This is a genomic window from Gloeocapsa sp. PCC 7428, from assembly GCF_000317555.1.
Taxonomy (GTDB): domain Bacteria; phylum Cyanobacteriota; class Cyanobacteriia; order Cyanobacteriales; family Chroococcidiopsidaceae; genus Chroogloeocystis.
This window is the reverse complement of the sequence record NC_019745.1, coordinates 638,907-658,839: the sequence shown is the minus strand read 5'-3', so window position 1 is coordinate 658,839 and position 19,933 is coordinate 638,907. Positions and strand designations below refer to the sequence as shown.

The window sequence follows — 19,933 nt, the reverse complement described above, 5'->3', positions numbered from 1 at the left end:
TTACTCCTCTTTTACTACTAAATATCTGAACAGGTCATCTAACACGGCATTGGCAGCCAGAATACTATCGCCAATCCAGTAACTCGGCACTTCATAGACCTTGTCGTGTTGAACAACCTTCAATTGCGACCAGAGTGGATCAGCTTTCAGCTTTTCTAGGGTGGTATTTACCTGCTGAGCAATTTCCGGGTTATAACCATACGTCCACAAAAACATCACATCCGCATCAAGGTCGCGAATACGTTCTTTACTAAGTTGCTGCTGACCATCCCACTCTCTATCTTGAGCAGGTGGACGGGACAATCCGGCTTCTTCTAAAATGCTGCCGCAGAATGAATCTTTGAAATACACTGCGATCGCATCTGGATAAATACGAACCACTGAAACTTTAATTTGATTTAAGCGCTTCTCTGCTGAAAGAGTTTCATCAAGTCTCATTTCAGACTTAAACTGCGCCAGTCTAGCCTCGTAATCAGCCATCAATTGCTGAGCCTGGTCAAGTCGTCCCAATGCTTCAGCTTGTTTGAAAAAGACCTTCTTCCAATCTGAACCAGTTTCCCAACTTGCCAAAACAGTCGGCGCAATCTGGGTCAATTGGTTGTAGATTGCTTGATGGTATGAAGCAGCCAGAATTAAATCAGGCTTTAGGGCAACAATGGTTTCTAGGCTGGGTTCCACTCCTGGTAGTTGCTCGATACCTGTGAGGCGTTCTCCAAGCAGAGATTCAGATCCGCCAGAAAAAACTCCTGCAATCGGTTCGATCCCTAACGCTACCGTATTAGATGCATCACTAAGACTGACAACCCGTTGCGGATGATAGGGAACACAAGTCTGCCCTAGCTTATGTTCAACTATTCGGCAGTCTGATGAAATGATTGGCAAATTTGAAGACGGGGGATTAGATGATTGATGAATACAAGCCGAGATGAAGCAAACGGTGAACGCTGTGAGGATAAACAAACCGAGAGGGAACCTTCTCCAATCAAAGCTTAGAGGATGACTACAACCTTTCCATACTTGACGCAGTTTATCCTTCACACACTAAAACTCCACTGATACTGTTGCTAGCACCGTAAGCGGTGAACCAGGGTTAATCGCTGTTCTAAAATTGGGAACAGACTCAATGTAATCCACATCAAACAAATTTTTAACATTGATTGCTGCTCGCCAATTATCTCTTCGATAAAAAAGGCTGGCATCCGTGCGAACATAACTGGGGACTTGAAACGAGTTATCAGCATCTCCCTGACGTTCACCGATAAAGAATAGTCCTAGCCCAAAGCCTAATCCCTGCAAATCGCCAGACTGAATCTCGTAAGTGCTCCATAGACTCGCTGCATTTTCTGGTACGCCAAACAGCCGATTGCCCTCAAGAGGGCTGTTGTCTCTGGTGATCTCAGCATCTGTGTAGGCATAGGAAGCGATCGCGTTCCAACCAGGAAGAATTTCTCCAATCACATCAAATTCTACTCCCTGGCTTCGTTGCTCTCCAATTGCAATACTAAAGTCTGGGTTCTCTGGATCGGTAGCAGCTATATTGCTCCGAGTTAAGTGGTAAGCCGCTAAATTGGTAACGAGTCTACCATCCAACCACTCACCCCTCATGCCAATTTCATATTGTGTCCCTCGCACGGGTTCAAGAATAGAGTTATCAACCGTTCTGCCAGAATTCGGTGCAAACGACTGGCTAAAGCTGGCATAGAGAGACAATGGCTCAATGGGTTGATAAACAATACCGATTCGTGGCGTAAATGCCTCATATTGCTGCTGAGATTCTCCCTCTCCAAAGCGGCCTCCCAGTTCAGTTCGTTGATCTACAATATCGAATCGACCACCCAGTAGTAACTTCAAGTTATCAAGGAGCGTAACTTGATCTTGGAGATAGATTCCCAGCAAATCGATTTGTTGATTGAAGATTCCGGCTTCCGTTGGAAATTCATCTTGTTCGGGACGAGCCGCAACGCCATAGACTGGATCAAAAACGTTGATGCTAGGGGCATCTGTGCCAAATCCTTCAGAATCGTATGCCTGCCGTTCTAGATCGACCCCAAACAGCAGCGTATGCTCAATTGAACCAGTAGAAAATTCACCGATAACATTGGTTTGTAGGGCATATCCATTGACGAAATATTCCTGGTCTGACCAGGCTCTGGTTAATATACCTGTGCTTTCATCAAACCTCTGTGGTTGAGCTCTTTGATTTGGTAGATAAGCATCCGTAAACCTCAATGCATTCCGGATTCTCCAGTTCTCGCTAAATCGATGCTCCAGCCGATAGCCGATAGAGAGTTCTTCATTCCTGGCAATATCGTCTGGTTCACCTAAAATGCGCTCAAACGGAATATCCACAACATCGTCACCGTCAGCAATCAGCCCTCGATCAAAGGGGCGCTCATCGTTGAGATACTCCAACTCCAGGGTTAAATCAGTGCGATCGCCAATTCGCCATAAAACCACTGGAGCGACAAAAATACGCTCAATCCCCTGATCAAAGTCACGAAACCCATCACCTCGCTCATATGCCAGATTTAATCGATAAAGCAAGGTTCGGTCTGCGTTCAACGGACCCGACAAGTCAACGGTGGAGCGAACAAACCCAAAACTTCCCGCTTGTAGCTCGGCTGAGTAAAATGGCTCTTCTAGTGGCTGTTTAGTGATGATATTAATCAGCCCACCTGGTTCGATTGCACCACCAAAAATCGCAGAAGCTGGACCCTTAAGAACTTCTATCCGTTCAATATTGGCAAGATCTCGCACACCACTGAAGCTCCCATTGGCTCGAAATCCATCCCGCAAAGTACTACCGAGTTGAAATCCCTGCTGAAACCCTCGAATGATAAAATTTTCCTGAGTACTTCCAAAGGTGTTTCCTTCAACCACTCCACTGACATTCCGAACCGCGTCTTGTAGCTCGGTAACAGCTTGGTCTTCTATAACTTGTCGCGGCACCACCTGAATTGATTGAGGAATGTCTCTAAGTGGGGTATCTGTTCGAGTTGCGGTTGACGCATCCGGAACCGCATATCCGTCTTCTTGCTCCCCTGTCACAACAACTTGAATCGCATCTTCCTCTGCAATCTCTCCAGGTTCACCCAGTGTCACCGCCAGCACTACCCCCTGCGCTTCTGTCCTCACCTCCGCTACAGGCGGTGCCTCAGTCCCGGTAATTGCTACCCGAATGCCGTCTCCCCTCGGTGCCACCGAGACCAGGGCAATCCCTTCTGCTGGATTGGCTGCCTGAAACTCCTCACCCTCTGGTAATGCCAACACCGCATTGGGAACATCCGCAATTAAGACATTTCCCACAACCGACGTAGAAGGAGTTGCCAACGGTTCATTGGTTTCTAACGCGATATTCAGCCCTGCCGCTGTGACGTTAATCTGCACGCCCGTCACCTGAATCGCAGGCTGTTCGATCTGAGCCATCCACTCAGCGATCGCCGTTGTAGGTTGTTCAAAGTCAGATAGGAGTAATGGAGCCAAGCTGTCTTTGCGTCTTACCTCTTCCGTCTCTTCAGCAACTACCTCGGCTTGAGCCGTCGTCGCCAGCATCAAGACACTACTCATCACCAACGCTAATCGCCATAATTGGTTCGCCATCACTCCCCACACCATCAAGTTAAAGCCAGAAAAACTGCAAAGACTACGTAACTTCAATGAGAATTTGTATCAAAAAGAATAGCGGGAATAGAGACGTTATGACAGAGCAGATTGCGCCCAAGCCGGAATATTTTGCGCCCGAAACGGAATTACTGTACATCCTGTTGCAAGTTAAAATTGGGTCACATCGTGCAAGAGGTTGGGCTAATGATTCCCCTCGTTCTGGAGATGAAGACAGCAGATATTCACCTGAGCGATGAGCAGTTTTATCGGCTCTGTCAGGTCAATCGAGATTTAAGGCTAGAGCGCACCACCGAAGGAAAATTGATCGTTATGCCGCCAACGGGATGGGAGACTGGAAACCGCAACTTTAGACTTGCTCAACGTCTAGGTAACTGGGCTGATGCAGATGGTACAGGCATAGGGTTTGATTCCTCGACGGGCTTTATCTTGCCTAATAAAGCTATTTAATCGCCCGATGCAGCGTGGGTCAAACGCGAGCGTTTAGAGGCATTACGCCCCGATCCCAACCGATTTTTACCGCTGTGTCCAGATTTTGCGATTGAGTTGCGTTCTGCGAGTGACGATCTCCACATGCTGCGAGCCAAAATCCAAGAATATTTGGAAAATGGGATGCAATTAGGCTGGTTGCTTAACCCGTATGACCAACAAGTTCAAATTTATCGAGTTGGTCAACCCGTTGAAGTGTTGAACTCGCCAAAAAAGCTATCCGGCGAGACGGTGTTGCCTGGGTCTGTTTTGCAACTCGATGGAATTTTGTAGTGTACGATGAGCATTTTGCCTGTCCACATTGTAGTAATGCAAAATGACTTACAAAGAAACGAACCACATTGGCGAAGCCTTCCCGCTTTCTTAGGACACAAAGAAACAAGAGCTTTATAGAATTTTTGCGTAAGTAGTCCTATTAGTGCGATCGCTGGTTGGAAAATTGCTTCGGATTCATGCCAAATGTCTTGCGAAAGACTGATGCAAAACGACTCTGGCTTGTATATCCAACTGCCAGCGCTGCCTCCCGCACGTTCATGCGTCCCTCCAGCAACAGTAACCTGGCTTGCTTCATCCGGCACTGGCGCAAATAGCCAAAGACAGTCATACCAAATAGTTGACGAAAGCCCTGCTTCAATGTGCATTCATTCAGTCCTACCTGGCGGGCAAGTTGCATCAAAGACAGCGGCTGATCCAAATTTTGTTGCAAAACCTCTTTTGCCCAATATAGCCGATCAATATCATCGGGCTTTAAGCCAACTAGAGGCTGCTTTCCTTCTTGAACTTCGATTTCTTGCTCTAGGATCAACGTCATCAGTTCTAAGACTTTGCTTTCGAGAAACATCCGCTTGGTAAATCCCTGATAAGGGCAGTGCAAAATCTGCTGTAAAGCAGCGTGCATTCCTGGCGTTGCTTGTCCCAGACGGACGTAGTATTCTTGATCGCGGCGAATCAAGTGCTGAAGTGCGGCAGGAATTTCTTCATCGAGATGTCTTGCAAACGAGCGAAAGACATTTGGTTCCATATGAACGCTAACCCACTGATCGCGTTGATTTGCATCCTGTTTTCCACGCTCTCCTCTGGCAATACCGCTGCCGTAGAAGTGATAAATTGTCTCTGATAGATGGCGATTGGGAGTTGGAATATCAAATCTATATTCTAGGGGATGCTTACGGTCAGCAGAATAGGTGATAATATCGCTATGAACCTGGTAATTAGCGATTTCCAAAACTAATCCTTCGCGCAAGTCAATCTCTCGCACAAAACCGTGTCCTAGCTGCGTGGGATATTGCCAAGTAACGTCAAGCTCATCCGAAGTAGACGCAGGTTGTTCGTTTTCGGCGACTAATGCCCAATAATCAGCTTGCGAAAGAGTAATTGGATGCCGATAGGGTGCGATCGCCATGATTCCCGTCTTGGATTAATAGCGGTAAGCTCTTATTCTGAAGCTTTTGAGAAATCATGTCAATAATCTTAATCGCAGCGATCGCTAAAAAGCAGATATCGCTGATTTACTGTGCTGTATTCTCATCCAAGTGCCAGAATTTCATTGACTGTTATAGCAAGACGCATTCAAGTTAGGACAAGTAAATTTCGTGGATGTATTGCATACTCAAGCTTTGAAAGAAGCTAATCGCTAACAGAAGAAATTGCTAACCGCTATAGTTGTAACCCTGGAAAAAATTGTGACTGAAGGGGAACGATCTGACCTACACTGATTCTCCCGATACTGCGATCATAATGTAAAGCAGGTTAACTTTCACGCAAAAAGCTTCTTAACCACCTAATCGCCTCACTGGTTGTTTGCTCGTTGGCAATTTGGAGGCACTGCTGCACAATGTCTTTAACGTTAGGAAAATAGCTACTTTCTGTAATTACGTAATTTTCAGCGAGCAATCTATAAACTAATAGCTGCTTATTCTTTAACAGCCAAACCTCTGGCACTCTGTAAGGAAGATAGTCATCAATACTGGTATAACTAGTAACATCCACCTCAAGTACTAAATCTGGTGGAGGATCATTGAGCCAGTCGATACGGTTTTTACCTACTACAGATCTCCAATTTTCAATATAAAAGCAAAAGTCAGGCTCAATGCCGCTAACTTGAGGCAAGCTGATGGTGATGGGCGTAAATGAGTCGTATGTGCGGTTTAAGTGGTCAAGTAAAGCTGTTACGATCAATCCCAGCAAGCTCGCATCCCTTCCGTGCGCTGGTAGCGGTGCCATTAGCAAAATTTCTCCAGGGCGATATTTAATGCGAGGCGAACCACGATTTCCAAGTTGCTGACTTAGGACTTGATAGTCTTGCCATGATCCCAACATCCTTACGACTGTGCCAGGTGGCAACTCGATTCTTTCCGGTGTAATTACAGTATGCATATTTGCCTGCTTTTATATACTCCAGCTACACCAAAACGGGTGGTAAGGTTGGTTTGACATGGCATTGCTTAATTTCTATGATGCTAATACACTTGTTTTGATTTCGGCTTGAATTTCGGCTTCACGTGCGAGAAACTCTGCAAGTTGCGCTTCGAGTTCGTCGCGGACAATTTGGCGGTATTCTAAGAAATGTTCGTTGTGCGCACACACTGCCAGGTAATGATCCCAAACTTCGGGATTATGCTTGATGATGCTAAACAAGTGATGCCAAAACTTCCAGCGCGTATTGCGCTTAATCCCTTGACGCCAGCAAACAATTAATAATGCACGAATATCTACCCAACTCGGCATTTTAGCTGGAGCTTTGCATTTTGGCGCACCGAGCATCAAGAAACAGCGATAGGTGCGGTCTAAGTACTTGATGGGGTCGTATAATTGCCAGAATGATTCGATGTACTCGCGGGTAATTTGTTCGAGCGATCGCGTCGGGATAAAGTTCATCAAAGTTGTCTGGTTAATATTGCCATCTTTACCGCGCAAGCGCCCTTCCTTATCTAATCGATGCCATAGTGCGGTATTTGGTAATGCTTGTAGCATTGCAAACGTCGTCGTCGGAATCGCGGTTTGTTCGGCAAAACGAACAATGCGATCGCCTGCACCTGCTTTTTCGCCATCAAAACCGATGATAAACCCTGCAATCGGTCTTAATCCAGCGCGCGTAATTGTTTGTACCGACTCGATTAATGAACTGCGTGTATTTTGAAATTTCTTCGTTAGCTGCAAGCTGTCTTCATCAGGTGTTTCAATTCCTAAGAACACCGCATCAAAGTTGCATTCCACCATCAAATCCATCAATTCTTGATCTTGCGCAAGATCGACCGATGCTTCAGTATTAAATCGGAATGGATACTGATGTTCTGCTTGCCAAACTTTTAATTCTTGTAACAACAACTTGACATTGCGTTTATTGCCAATAAAGTTGTCATCCACCATGAAGACACCACGCCGCCATCCTAAACTGTAGAGATACTCTAATTCGGCTAAGAGTTGTTTTGGCGATTTTGTGCGCGGTTTACGTCCGTAGAGGACAATGATATCGCAAAACTCGCACTGAAACGGACAACCACGCGAGAATTGAATCGACATCGAATCATATGCATCAAATTCTAATAAGTCATAACGCGGAATCGGCGTTGTTGTGACATCAGGTTTTTCGCCACTAGAACGGAAAGTTCCGCTGGTTTTACCCTGGGCGATCGCTTCGACAAACATTGGTAAGGTGATTTCACCTTCATCCAATATAAGATAATCTGCCCCTGCAATTTCTGCTTCTTGCGGAACCGAAGTCGGGTAAGGACCGCCAACAGCAACACGCTTTCCTCGTCGTTTGGCTTCCCGAATTTGGTCGAGAAGGTCGTCTTTCTGGACAATCATCGCCGACAGAATCACAAGATCTGCCCATTGCCATTCGGCTTCGGTGACTGGACGAATATTACGATCTACTAATTTAAACTCCCATGCTTGCGGCAAAATTGCTGCTACGGTAACTAAACCTAACGGTGGCAGCAAAACTTTACGATTAACCAATTCTAAAATTTTTTCGTATGACCAAAACGTTTTGGGAAACCGAGGATAAACTAGTAGAACTCGCATATAATCTCTATCCCCACACAAATTATTGTTAGTTTTATTCTTTGTTTAGCTGATGGTTTTTAATTTCAGCCTGCTTGAATACTAATAGGTTTTTCTAGTTTTTAACTACTATACAGTTAATTTTGTGCGTGTGATGTTTTTAAATTCTTAACAAAAGAGCTATTCACTAAATGAACCACATAGCTACGAGACTTTATATTAGATGCGGATGTTCCTTTAGCGGTTTTTGCGGGGAGGAATACCGCTGATTTTTAAAACGTCGCTGAGGGTTGCGCAGTAATTTGGTAAACCAAATGTTGCTGGATTAACAGCATTGCGATAGATGAAATGGCGGTAATCTAAACAAAAGCGATCCCAAGCTGCCATTTGAATGCGGAATAACGCGATTATTGCATTCGCCAAAGATAAAGTTAAGGGAATCCGAAAATAAATTTTTTTATTAAAATATTGACAAACTTCTTCAACGGCTTGGTTAACCGTAAGTGGTGCTTGACCAAGGACAAGCGATCTGCTTTCAGCAGGGGCGTTTCGGCATCGCGATTCTTTTTCCGTCGGTGGATGGTCAATTAAATATCGCACGACTTGAGCAATGTCGCGTCCGTGAATGAAGTGAAAACTACCATCTGCTTGGAAGAAGCGAATTAAATCTACCCATTTTGTCACTTCGGGTAAACCACTAGTAAGGTGCGAATATGGTTTGTTGGTATCGCCACCTACGACTAAAGTGGGAAATAGAATCGTTGTTTTGGAGGCGATCGCCCGTTGACTTAGTTGTTGATGACAGTCGTATTTAGAACGAATGTAATCTGTACCTATTTCGCCTGCTTGTGGAAGTAAATTACCGTTGCGATCGAGAATGCTTGCTGTGGAAAAATAAATCACCTGTTGGCATTTCGGTGACAATAAGCTGAGTAATTCTTGAGTTTTGGCAACATTAATATCGTAAGTATCTGCACCACCCCAAGCGGTCGCAGCCAGAATTGCAGTATCAATTGTTTGCAGTAAGTCAGTAAAGGCGCGAATGTTTTGCATATCACCCTGCAAAACATGAATTCCACGGCGATGGTTTGTATCAACTTGCAGTTTCTGCGGATTCCTAACCAATAAATACAACTCGTGACGAGTTTCTTGAATCAACGCTTCACTAATGTAATGACCAATGCAACCACTCGCACCAGTAACTAGAATCCGCTTTGTAAGGGGTGAGGAGCGAGGAGCGAGGAGCGAGGAATCATTGTGTGCTAAATTATACATGGATTTAGCAAAAAGTATCTAAATTATAAATGAGTATTAATAGCTATCAAGACCTCAAAGTTTGGTAGTTCAGCATAGATTTGGCTGAAAAGGTTTACCACTTAACCTACCAGTTTCCTAGGCAAGAAATTTATGGATTATCCAGCCAAATTCAACGTGCTGCTGTGTCGGTTCCGTCAAATATAGCAGAAGGGCATACAAGGGACTCGACTAAAGAATATCTACAATTTCTTTCAATAGCGTTGGGGTCACTAGCTGAGTTAGAAACCCAACTAATTTTGGCAGCAAGATTGTCCTACTTAAGTACGCAGGATTTGCAAATTACTCTTTCAAAAACTGATGAAATCAGTCGCATGATTAGAGGGCTACAAAAACCACTTAAAGCAAAATTTTAACTTTTCTCGCTCCTCGCTCCTCGCTCCTCGCTCCTTAAATTGAGATTTTTTGCTGTTTCAAAAAAGAACGCGACATTTTCTTCGGGCGTTTCGGGTAAGACACCGTGACCGAGATTCAAGATGTGTCCTCGGTTTCCGGCTTTGCGCACAGTATCGTAAATGCGATCGCGAATGAATTCTTTGGAACCAAATAACACGCCAGGGTCAAGGTTTCCCTGGACTTTCATATTACCTAATCTGGTACGTGCATCCGCCATATCAACGGTCCAATCAACAGAAATGATATCTGCACCGGATTGTGCCATTCGTTCTAGCAAACCTGCACTACCACTGACGAGTAGAATTAAAGGTGTATCAGGGTGTGTTTGCTTAACTTGTTGGAAAACGCGCTGTTGATACGGTAAAGCAAACGTTTCGTAATCCTGCGGTGAGAGTTCTCCCGCCCACGAATCAAACATTTGCACAACTTGCGCCCCGCAGTCAATTTGATAGCGTACGTAAGTCGCGATCGCATCCGCTAATTTCGTCAAGAGTTGATGCAAAATTGTAGGGTCGGAAAACGCCATTCCTTTAATTTTGGAATAAGTTTTGGAACCTTTGCCTTCCACCATATAGGCTGCAAGCGTCCACGGCGCACCTACAAAACCTAACACCGCCGCTTTATTACCAACTTCTTCGCGCAGCGCTTGTAAAATTGTTTTAATAAACGGTAACGATTCTTCAGGTTCAAGCGGACGCAATTGATCGACTTGTGCTTGTGTACGAATCGGTGAGGCAATGATTGGGCCTTTGCCTTCGGCGATATCCATATCTACGCCCAAGCCTGGTAAGGGAGTCACAATATCGGAAAATAGAATCACGCCATCAGGTTGAAACGCCCTCCAGGGTTGCAAGGAAACTTCAATTGCCACTTCAGGAATTTCAGAACGTTCGCGAAACGAAGGGTATTTCTCCCGTAGTTCCCGATAGGCTTTCATATAGCGACCTGCTTGCCGCATCATCCACACTGGCGGACGGTCTAATGTTTCACCATATGCTGCTCTTAGTAAATAGGGAACTTGGGTAGCAACGGTCATTTAACTTTTCACCTAAAGAATGTTTTTTATCCATTGTTCATTGTATCAGTGGTAATTTACCTCAACTGTTGACTAATTGGTTAAATAATAGCGTGGTAGCACGAACCAAGATGCTAATTCCCTTGTCGCTGTCAGCGTTTGGCTAATCATTCTAGATTGTATTTATTTTGCATCTGCACGTGAAACCTTCCAGTTTGCAGAGAAAATCGCTTATCTCAGCTTGGCATCATGAGTATAGAGATGAAGACTTTGAAGGATTATTTATGCGATTAGATGAATTTGCACAACAAGAAAGATGTCATACAGCGCTTCCACCAGCGTTACAAGCGTTATGGTATGCCAACAAAGGCGATTGGCATCAAGCACATGAAATTGTCCAAAATGCGAATGATGCTGATAGTGCTTGGGTTCATGCTTACTTGCACCGTCAAGAAGGCGATTTGAGTAATGCGCGTTACTGGTATCAACGTAGTCAGCGTCCTGAATCCATAACATCTTTGAACCAGGAGTGGAAAGACATGACTCAAGAATTATTGAAAAAAGTTGCACAGGTTAATGTTTCATCAACTTGACTAGGTATAGAGGAGTGCTATTAGAGGTTAAGTCGTTGTCTCGAAGCTTAAGATACCTGTGTCTCCATCTAGCTGTACTGGAATTCCTACGGGAAGGGCGGCGTTAGCACCATCGTGACCAAATGGCAGATCGGAAACAACAGGGATACTTAGATCGCTGAGGCGATCGCGTAATACTTCTTCGATCGTTAAACTGGGAATATTCGGTGGTGGTTCGCAGCGACTAAACCGCCCCAAGGCAATACCCCGAACTTTTGTCAATGCACCGCTTAAGCGCCATTGTGTTAGTAAGCGATCAATTCGATAGGGTGCTTCGGTAACGTCTTCTAAGGCAAGAATAACACCATCTAAGTCGGGTTGTAAGGGTGTTCCGAGTAAATGTGTAGCAACCGTAAGATTTGCTGGTAGCAAAGTCCCACACGCACTACCACCTCCCCAACCTGTGCCGGCTAGCGGAGTCACCGTGTGTCTTTCGACTAAATCAAATAACCGCTGAATTGACCAATCAGGTTCTTTGGCTAACGTTGTGAGTACAGGGGCATGAACGCCAGCAACACCAACTGTGCTAAGACTCCACAATAATGCTGTAATGTCAGAAAACCCAATTAACCACTTAGAAGGAAACGCGGAATCAAAAATAAATTCCCCTGACTTTGCTTCTAAAAGTCTGGCACTGCCATAACCGCCTCTTGCACACAGAATTCCACGACATTCAAGATCTTGCCACGCGTTGAGTAATTGAAAAGTGCGATCGCCATCTTTGCCTGCTAAGTAACCCCAGCGATTATCAATGTCAGCGCTGATTGCTACACGATAGCCGCGCTTTCGCCAAATTTCTACTCCTTGATGAAATGCTTCTACTTCTCTTAATGCCCCGCTGGGTGCAATTACTTGTAGTAAGTCGCCTGGCTTCAATAACGGTGGTAATTGGCAGCGTTTCATTTACTTATTCTATATCTGCATTTAATTCATCTCAAATTTAAACCCTAATGTCTTCCTGTTTTGCGATCGTACATCAGTCCCGATCTCCTCTAATACTGTTTTACTTTAGGGCTGATACATATAGCGATCCTATTTGAGTTATGAAAACTGGTTTTTAACGAACCACACAGACGCAGCGAAAAGTTTGATCGGAGGTTTCCTCCGCTCAAAACTTTTAAAGACAGAGAACGCACAGAGAAGAAGAAAGGGAGGTATTCACAAATGAATTAGGACTGCTATATGGGCAGCAGGGGAGAAATTTATTTGTAGTGCTCATTTCATTTAGTGTAATTGTATAAGATAATAAACGCGCCGATTAGAATGATTTTGCTTTCAATTAGCACTAAGTTAAACTAAAGACTTCCTCGCATCGAACTCGTCTCGTGCAGGCTTTAATATAACTTTATATAAGAATTGAAAATTATCACGTAGACTGTGGTAGTCTTTAGCGAAATAAGATTTCAAGCATATTAGTTTCGGAGCAATTTCTCTTAGCAGGTCACTCTAAGAATTATGCTTAAATATTTCATAAATAAACTAGGCGACGAGAGAAAAAGAAAGCGGATTTTATACGAACGCCTTACTGAACCACTCCACCTTAACTTGCTCTCAGTTTTTGTCGCTTTATTTGGTTCTTTTGAACAAAAAATTGAGTTTGACTTAGTAATTCGGCAGCAATATGCTTTTTGCCTCCTGCAAGCTGCCAAATTTGCACAAGCGCTACAAATTCAATCGATTACAGTCATTGAGTTTGGCGTGGCGGCGGGTGCAGGCTTACTTAATATTTGTCAGATCTCAAAAAAGATAACGCAAGAAACTGGCGTTCAATTCCAGATATTTGGCTTTGATAGTGGTCAAGGACTACCCGCACCACGCGACTATCGTGATATGCCAGAGGCATTTAAGGAAGGCGACTACCCGATAGTGGATAAAGAAAAACTTTTACAAGCGCTGCCTAATAATGCGAAATTAATTATTGGCGATATCGCACAGACCGTACCCGAATTTGTTAAATCTGTTTCTTCAGAAAGCCCAATTGGTTTTATTGCTGTAGATGTAGATTATTACTGGTCGGCTAAAGAATGTTTAAAAGTCTTACAAGGTGAAGCTGAAAAATATCTACCTGTAACCCTTATTCATCTTGATGATATAGGTATTCCTAGCTCAAATCCGTGGGTAGGAGAACTACTTGCGGTTAATGAATTTAATACCGAAAATCATTATCGCAAAATTCATCCTTATACTTTTTTAAGAAATAAAAGAATATTTCAGCGGACTAGTTGGATAGACTATGTTTTTGTCATGCACACTTTAGACCATAAATGGCGTAGTGTAGATACTGAAAAAACAAAAGCACGAGTGCTAAGTAATCCGTACTTATAATTGTTTCATTTAGACTGTGACATCTCATCATTGTGGAATGAGTTAGCAGAAGTATATAGATTTTAGCTTCAGGAGTCAAAATGACGCTTGGAGTTTTTTTATGTTGCTATACTTAGATTCTGTGACTTAACACAATTGGTTTTCGCTTGCTTTGATGCTGAGGAAAATCAATATAAATTTCCCATTTCAGTAGCTTTATTGCAATGCACAATTATCAAATACTTAGTTTATGCCTATTTGCCTTTTTAGCTGGTTTAATCGACTCAATTGTTGGGGGTGGTGGTTTAATTCAGCTTCCGGCACTTTTAATTATATTACCTGATACAGCTTTACCATTACTATTAGGAACTAACAAACTTGCTTCGATTGCCGGAACTTTTGTTGCAGTTATTCGTTTTTTGCTGCAAATCAAGATGAATTTTGCCATCGTTACTACGGCGGCGATCGCTGCTTTTATCTTTTCTTTTCTTGGTGCTAGAACTGTTAGTATTCTCAATCCTAAGCTTCTCCATCCGTTAATTTTAATACTTCTCGTCGCTGTTGCTATTTATACGTTTATTAAAAAAGATTTCGGGTCGCAACATAAATTTTATGAGGCTACCACAAAAAAGATAATTTATGCTGCTATTATTGGCAGTTCTATAGGCTTTTACGATGGTTTTTTGGGACCAGGAACAGGAAGTTTTTTGATTTTTGCTTTTATTGGGGTTATAGGCTTTGATTTTTTACGTGCTTCAGCTTCTGCAAAATTTGTAAATTTTTGTACTAACTTAGCCGCATTAGTCTATTTTATTCCTAGTGGTAACGTTATTTACAATCTTGCTATTCCTATGGCTATTTGTAATATTGGAGGAGCAATTATTGGTACTAAACTAGCTATCCTTAAAGGTAATAAATTTATTCGCAACTTATTCTTAATAATAGTTTCTACTTTAATAATTAAATTAGCTTATGATATAATGTTTAGCTAAAATGATGACAATATCGACTGCGTAACAAAAAAGTAGCTTTAGTGTTTGTAGCTATCTCTTGCAAAATGATAATAGCTTGAACTCAAGTCCGTATCAACTTAGCAAAAGATTGTGAAAAACTGTTTTCGTCTCTATGCGCAAGTCAAAAGATGTGTAAAATCAATTTTTTATGCTCAACAATTATATGACTAGATTTAACAAAGAACTCTCATCATCTTTTTGAAAATAGCCTAATTCTCCGTAGTACACAACAACATCAATTATTGAGAAATAAATAGATTATTCGTTTATAGTATCTTTCGCTAAAATAGAGCGCTCAAACTGAAATTTAAGAATCAAGTCAGTAAAATAATTTCTTTAGTAAGGATAAAGATTGAAAGTTGAAACTAAAAATATATTGATTGGTACAACGCAATAGTTGTAAACACATTGAATTTCAAAGCATAGATTGCTTAGTAAACTTATTCAGTTAGCGAAAGAACTATGGTAGAAGCAACCTTAGGAAAAGCCCCTCCACTCGCTGCCGAAGAATTGTGTAAGATGCACGCTTACTGGCGTGCGGCGAATTATCTTTCTGTTACTTACCTCGAAGGAACGTATAGCGAGTATTATCACAACATTGCTCAGGATGTGGAAGGGATGAAGCAACTGTTTAAACACTTTTCTTTCCCTGGTGGGATTCCGAGTCATGTCACCCCGAAACACCAGGTTCGATTCATGAAGGTGGGGAACTGGAATATGCTCTAGTTCATCGTCTCACCTATCGGCGTACAAATCATAAAAATCTCCACGTACGTGAATACAAAGAAGAAGGGACAACAACGACGCCTTTTGATAAGGTGGTGATGAACGATTTGGACCGCTTCCATCTTGTCGGAAACGTCATCGATCGCGTTCCAGGGTGACAAAATGTCGGCGCGCACGTTAAACAGATGATTCGCAATAAACTGATCGAACACAAGCAATATATCAATTAAGCATGGCGACGATTTACCAGAAGTGCGCGATGGGACATGGCAATACTAATCGTTAGCCACGATCGCGTTATGATTTGCTGTGCTGCTGTATAAAGTAGGCGATCGCCCGCATCGATCGACTACAAATAAGATCTCAGTTTACTTGCTGGGCTGAGATTTTTTGTTATTTTCAGCAAATCTATTTGTTTGTGAACTTATCGCGAGTACCATAGTTGATGTTTCGTCTTAACGCTTATTCCCGCATTGCCAACTTCTAAATGGTAAGACCTGTGATGGTAACAAATACAGCAATAATTACCTCGGAACAATGGTAGCAAGACTAGAAGTAACTGCAATCTCTATGATTGAAATTTAAGTAAAAAAAGGAACCAATAATGCAGACTGTACCTAATCATCAGGTAGAGAACCTACAGATAGAAGACGACCGGACAGGATTAAGTGTTGAATGCTTAAAGCGAGCTTTTTTAGATAATCTGTTCTACGTGCAAGGCAAGTTTCCTAAAATTGCCACAAAAAATGATTACTATATGGCGTTGGCGTATACAGTACGCGATCGCCTGCTGCAACGCTGGATCAATACTGCTGTCATTTACACCGAAAGGGCTTCGCGCACAGTTTCTTACCTTTCGGCTGAGTTTTTGATGGGACCGCATCTTGGAAATAACTTAGTCAACTTAGGAATTTACGACCAAGTTAAACAAGCTGTTAGCGAACTCGGACTAGACTTAGAAGATTTACTCGAACAAGAAGAAGAACCAGGACTTGGTAACGGTGGTTTAGGACGCTTGGCGGCTTGCTACCTTGATTCTATGGCAACGCTAGAGATTCCCTCTTTAGGCTATGGTATTCGTTACGAATTCGGCATTTTTGACCAAGATATCCGCGATGGCTGGCAAGTTGAAATTACCGATAAATGGTTACATTGCGGTAATCCTTGGGAAATCGCGCGCCCTGAGTGGGAAGTCTACGTCAAACTAGGCGGACATACCGAAGCCTACACCGACGAACACGGACGCTATCGAGTCCGCTGGATTCCATACCAAGTCGTCAAAGGTGTACCGCACGATACGCCGATTCTTGGCTATAAAACAAATACCGCCAATACTCTACGTTTGTGGACAGCCGAAGCCCCAGAATCGTTTGATTTTGGTGCGTTTAACTCTGGCGACTACTTGGGTGCAGTGCAAGCAAAAATGGTTTCGGAAAACCTCTCAAAGGTTCTTTATCCCAACGATGACTCTTCGCAAGGTAAGCGCCTACGGTTAGCGCAGCAAATCTTTTTTGTGTCTTGTTCGCTGCAAGACATGATTCGCATTGTCTTTCGCCAAAATGTACCGTTAGAAAAGTTTCACGAAAAGTTCGTTGTACAACTCAACGATACGCATCCGGCGATCGCTGTTGCTGAGTTGATGCGACTACTGATTGATGAGCATGATATGGGCTGGGATCAAGCATGGAGTATTACGCAAAAATCGCTTGCCTATACCAACCATACATTATTACCCGAAGCACTCGAACGCTGGCCCATCAGCTTATTTAGAGAATTACTACCTCGGCACTTAGAAATTATCTATGAAATTAATCACCACTTTCTAGCGGAAGTCAAAGCTAAGTTTCCTGGAGATAGCGATCGCCTGCGTCGGATGTCGCTTATCGACGAGTCAGGCGAAAAATACGTACGGATGGCACATCTCGCGTGCGTTGGTAGCCATTCAATTAACGGTGTTGCGGCTTTACATACCAAACTGTTGCAGCAAGATGTCTTGCGCGACTTCTATCAAATGTACCCTGAGAAGTTCAACAACAAAACCAACGGCGTTACTCCCCGACGGTTTATGGTGTTGAGTAATCCGCGATTGACCAACTTGATTTCTAGCAAAATTGGTGATAGCTGGATTAAGCACTTAGAAGACCTCAAACATTTAGAAGCATTTGTAGACGATCCTGAGTTTTGTCATCAATGGCGATCGATTAAGTCTGCCATTAAGCACGATCTCGTAGCATATATTCAAAAGCAAAACGGAATTAGTGTCAACCCAGACTCGATTTTCGATATTCAAGCAAAACGCTTCCACGAGTACAAGCGCCAGCATCTCAACGCACTCCACATCATCACGCTGTATAACCGCATCAAAGCCAATCCTGATATCGACATTACGCCGCGTACATTTATCTTTGGTGGTAAAGCTGCGCCTGGCTACTACATGGCAAAGTTGATTATTAAGTTACTCAACTCGATTGGCGATGTTGTTAACAACGATCCCGACGTGCGCGATCGCCTGAAAGTTGTTTTCTTAAAAGACTACAGCGTTAAATTTGCCCAACGCGTTTATCCCGCTGCGGATTTATCCGAACAAATTTCGATGGCGGGTAAAGAGGCTTCGGGAACAGGTAACATGAAATTTGCCTTGAATGGAGCCTTGACAATTGGTACGCTCGATGGTGCCAATGTCGAAATCCGCGAAGAAGTGGGAGAAGATAACTTCTTTATTTTTGGACTCACCGCGCCTGAGGTTTACGCACTCAAAGCCAGAGGCTATCGTCCACTAGATTACTACCACAGCAATCGCGAACTCAAAGCTGTCATTGATCGCATCGCATCAGGTCACTTCTCGCATGGCGATACTCAGCTGTTCAAGCCTTTGCTAGATTCGCTGTTACATCGCGATGAGTATCTACTATTTGCCGACTATCAAGCTTACATTGATTGTCAAGATTATGTAAGTCAAGTGTACCGCGATCGCGATCGCTGGACGCGGATGTCCATTTTAAACGTAGCACGGATGGGTAAATTCTCCTCCGACCGTTCAATTCACGACTACTGTCAAGACATTTGGAATATCCAGTCTGTACCCATTGAACTTGGCGAGTGTATACAAGCAAAGGAGAATATGCGACCAATTACTATGTAAGAGGGGTCAGGGATCAGAGGTCAGAGGTCGGAGGTCAAGAGTGTACGATCGATAAAGTTAATTCAAAACTCACGCACTAGTCACTAACCACTCTTTCACTTACCCCTCACGCCTCACTAAGATATCTCGAAACCACTTTTCAAAGCGATCGCCTAATGCTTCTAATGAAAATTCTGTTTCGGCTTGTTGACGACAAGTGTAACGGTCAATTTCTTTGAGACGGGCGATCGCATTTACTAACCCCGCAACACTATCCGGTTCTACCAAAAACCCTGTTTTACCGTCTTGCACAATTTCTGCTGGACCACCGCGACGGTAAGATATCACAGGAACGCCACACGCTAGCGCTTCAATTGCAACATTTCCAAAAGCTTCTACCCAACGCGGAGTCATTAATAACGCCTGACACTGACGCACTTGCTGCTGCATTTCGGATGTTGAAAGAAAGCCGAAATATTCCATCGGTGCATTGGGATAAGCCGCACAAATTTGTTTCCAGTAAGTTTCATCTTGCATTTTCCCCATGATCTTTAAGGGAATTTGCGTCATATTCGCCGCTGCGACTGCATCTTCTAAACCTTTTTCAGGCGCAATTCTGCCTAACCATGCTAAACACTTTTGTGGTTGCGCGCAAAATTCATACAGTGATAAATCAATTCCACTTCCTAAACACGGACAATCGTAATTCAGCGCAAACGTTTGTGCTTGCGATGCGGTGTAAAAGCCAATTGTTCCAAAAAAGCGATCTGCTGTTTGTTCGATAATCCGATCCATCGCGTCATAAAGCGATCCCATACTGACAAAGTGTGCGATCGGACGGCTAAAAAACGGTGTGAGGTAAAAAGGCAACCAATCGTAAGCAAAATTTACAATTAAGTCATACTCCGCTTGTACTTGCCGCGCATACTCCCACATATTTGCTAATACCGAGTTCCCAGGCATGACAACCGGATCGCTACGTTCCTGACTTTGGGCAATAATTTGTAACTCGCCTGGAATTTGTACAATATCAGGTAATGATTCAAAATACGAACCCTTCGGCGCAACAATTTGCACCTGATGCCCGCGTCGCCGCATTTCGTGGGCGATATTGTATAAGCTTAATTCCACGCCGCCACCAAGTCCAGTGCCTAGCGGTCCAACTGAAGTAGAAACAAATAATAGTTTTAGCAATTTGCGCGTAGAATTTTACTTTAATGGAACGCTGATTCGGTTGAAACCGCAGCTACACAAGCAAAACCTATGTTCACAGGTTTCTACAAGCCTCATTTTC

16 protein-coding genes and 1 pseudogene are annotated in these 19,933 nt (G+C 43.4%); 8 read left to right on the top strand and 9 right to left on the bottom strand.

Going from position 1 to position 19,933, the window contains the following annotated elements; translation table 11 throughout:
* Positions 1–1,038 carry an ABC transporter substrate-binding protein gene (locus tag GLO7428_RS02870; RefSeq protein WP_015187053.1) on the bottom strand — a complete coding sequence of 346 codons (1,038 nt, stop codon included), beginning with the start codon at positions 1,036–1,038 and terminating at the stop codon, positions 1–3.
* Between the two features lie 3 nt (positions 1,039–1,041).
* Positions 1,042–3,600 (bottom strand): TonB-dependent receptor, encoded by a 2,559-nt coding sequence (locus GLO7428_RS02865; protein ID WP_196797446.1) that lies wholly within the window; start codon positions 3,598–3,600, stop codon positions 1,042–1,044.
* 207 nt (positions 3,601–3,807) lie between these two features.
* On the opposite strand from GLO7428_RS02865, the pseudogene GLO7428_RS02860 reads away from it, so the two are divergent.
* Positions 3,808–4,383: pseudogene (locus tag GLO7428_RS02860) on the top strand (Uma2 family endonuclease).
* Between the two features lie 142 nt (positions 4,384–4,525).
* Here GLO7428_RS02860 and GLO7428_RS02855 read toward each other — a convergent pair.
* The 4 genes from GLO7428_RS02855 to GLO7428_RS02840 form a co-directional block, all read right to left on the bottom strand.
* A complete protein-coding gene (locus tag GLO7428_RS02855) occupies positions 4,526–5,512 on the bottom strand; it encodes an AraC family transcriptional regulator (RefSeq protein ID WP_015187050.1) in 987 nt (328 codons plus the stop codon).
* 347 nt (positions 5,513–5,859) lie between these two features.
* Positions 5,860–6,486 carry a Uma2 family endonuclease gene (locus GLO7428_RS02850; RefSeq protein WP_015187049.1) on the bottom strand — a complete coding sequence of 209 codons (627 nt, stop codon included), beginning with the start codon at positions 6,484–6,486 and terminating at the stop codon, positions 5,860–5,862.
* Positions 6,487–6,561: 75 nt separating this feature from the next.
* On the bottom strand, positions 6,562–8,139 hold the full coding sequence (locus tag GLO7428_RS02845) for a B12-binding domain-containing radical SAM protein (RefSeq protein WP_015187048.1): 1,578 nt from the start codon (positions 8,137–8,139) through the stop codon (positions 6,562–6,564).
* 216 nt (positions 8,140–8,355) lie between these two features.
* Complete coding sequence (locus GLO7428_RS02840) at positions 8,356–9,393, bottom strand: NAD(P)-dependent oxidoreductase (RefSeq protein WP_015187047.1); 1,038 nt, start codon at positions 9,391–9,393, stop codon at positions 8,356–8,358.
* A gap of 80 nt (positions 9,394–9,473) precedes the next feature.
* Between GLO7428_RS02840 and GLO7428_RS02835 the strand changes: the two genes are divergently transcribed.
* Complete coding sequence (locus GLO7428_RS02835; RefSeq protein ID WP_015187046.1) at positions 9,474–9,788, top strand: four helix bundle protein; 315 nt, start codon at positions 9,474–9,476, stop codon at positions 9,786–9,788.
* Here the strand turns inward: GLO7428_RS02835 and hemE are convergent.
* A complete protein-coding gene (gene hemE / locus GLO7428_RS02830; protein WP_015187045.1) occupies positions 9,785–10,864 on the bottom strand; it encodes a uroporphyrinogen decarboxylase in 1,080 nt (359 codons plus the stop codon). The genes GLO7428_RS02835 and hemE overlap by 4 nt on opposite strands.
* A gap of 263 nt (positions 10,865–11,127) precedes the next feature.
* Here hemE and GLO7428_RS02825 point away from each other — a divergent pair, with 263 nt between their 5' ends.
* Positions 11,128–11,436: a hypothetical protein gene (locus tag GLO7428_RS02825; RefSeq protein WP_015187044.1), complete on the top strand. Its 309-nt coding sequence runs from the start codon at positions 11,128–11,130 to the stop codon at positions 11,434–11,436.
* 27 nt (positions 11,437–11,463) lie between these two features.
* Here the strand turns inward: GLO7428_RS02825 and GLO7428_RS02820 are convergent, their stop codons facing one another.
* Positions 11,464–12,378 carry an LD-carboxypeptidase gene (locus tag GLO7428_RS02820; RefSeq protein ID WP_015187043.1) on the bottom strand — a complete coding sequence of 305 codons (915 nt, stop codon included), beginning with the start codon at positions 12,376–12,378 and terminating at the stop codon, positions 11,464–11,466.
* A gap of 552 nt (positions 12,379–12,930) precedes the next feature.
* Between GLO7428_RS02820 and GLO7428_RS02815 the strand changes: the two genes are divergently transcribed.
* From GLO7428_RS02815 to GLO7428_RS02800, 5 genes are all read left to right on the top strand, one after another.
* Positions 12,931–13,800, top strand: a complete 870-nt coding sequence (locus tag GLO7428_RS02815; RefSeq protein WP_015187042.1) for a hypothetical protein — start codon at positions 12,931–12,933, stop codon at positions 13,798–13,800.
* Between the two features lie 203 nt (positions 13,801–14,003).
* On the top strand, positions 14,004–14,771 hold the full coding sequence (locus GLO7428_RS02810; RefSeq protein WP_015187041.1) for a TSUP family transporter: 768 nt from the start codon (positions 14,004–14,006) through the stop codon (positions 14,769–14,771).
* A 483-nt stretch (positions 14,772–15,254) separates the two neighbouring features.
* Positions 15,255–15,518, top strand: a complete 264-nt coding sequence (locus GLO7428_RS28775) for a hypothetical protein (RefSeq protein ID WP_041918491.1) — start codon at positions 15,255–15,257, stop codon at positions 15,516–15,518.
* Positions 15,485–15,676 (top strand): hypothetical protein, encoded by a 192-nt coding sequence (locus GLO7428_RS28770; protein WP_231295593.1) that lies wholly within the window; start codon positions 15,485–15,487, stop codon positions 15,674–15,676. Before GLO7428_RS28775 ends, GLO7428_RS28770 begins: the two co-directional genes overlap by 34 nt.
* 446 nt (positions 15,677–16,122) lie before the next feature.
* Positions 16,123–18,660, top strand: a complete 2,538-nt coding sequence (locus GLO7428_RS02800) for a glycogen/starch/alpha-glucan phosphorylase (protein WP_015187040.1) — start codon at positions 16,123–16,125, stop codon at positions 18,658–18,660.
* Between the two features lie 99 nt (positions 18,661–18,759).
* Here the strand turns inward: GLO7428_RS02800 and GLO7428_RS02795 are convergent, their stop codons facing one another.
* Positions 18,760–19,833 (bottom strand): glycosyltransferase family 4 protein, encoded by a 1,074-nt coding sequence (locus GLO7428_RS02795; protein WP_015187039.1) that lies wholly within the window; start codon positions 19,831–19,833, stop codon positions 18,760–18,762.
* Positions 19,834–19,933 lie beyond the last annotated feature (100 nt).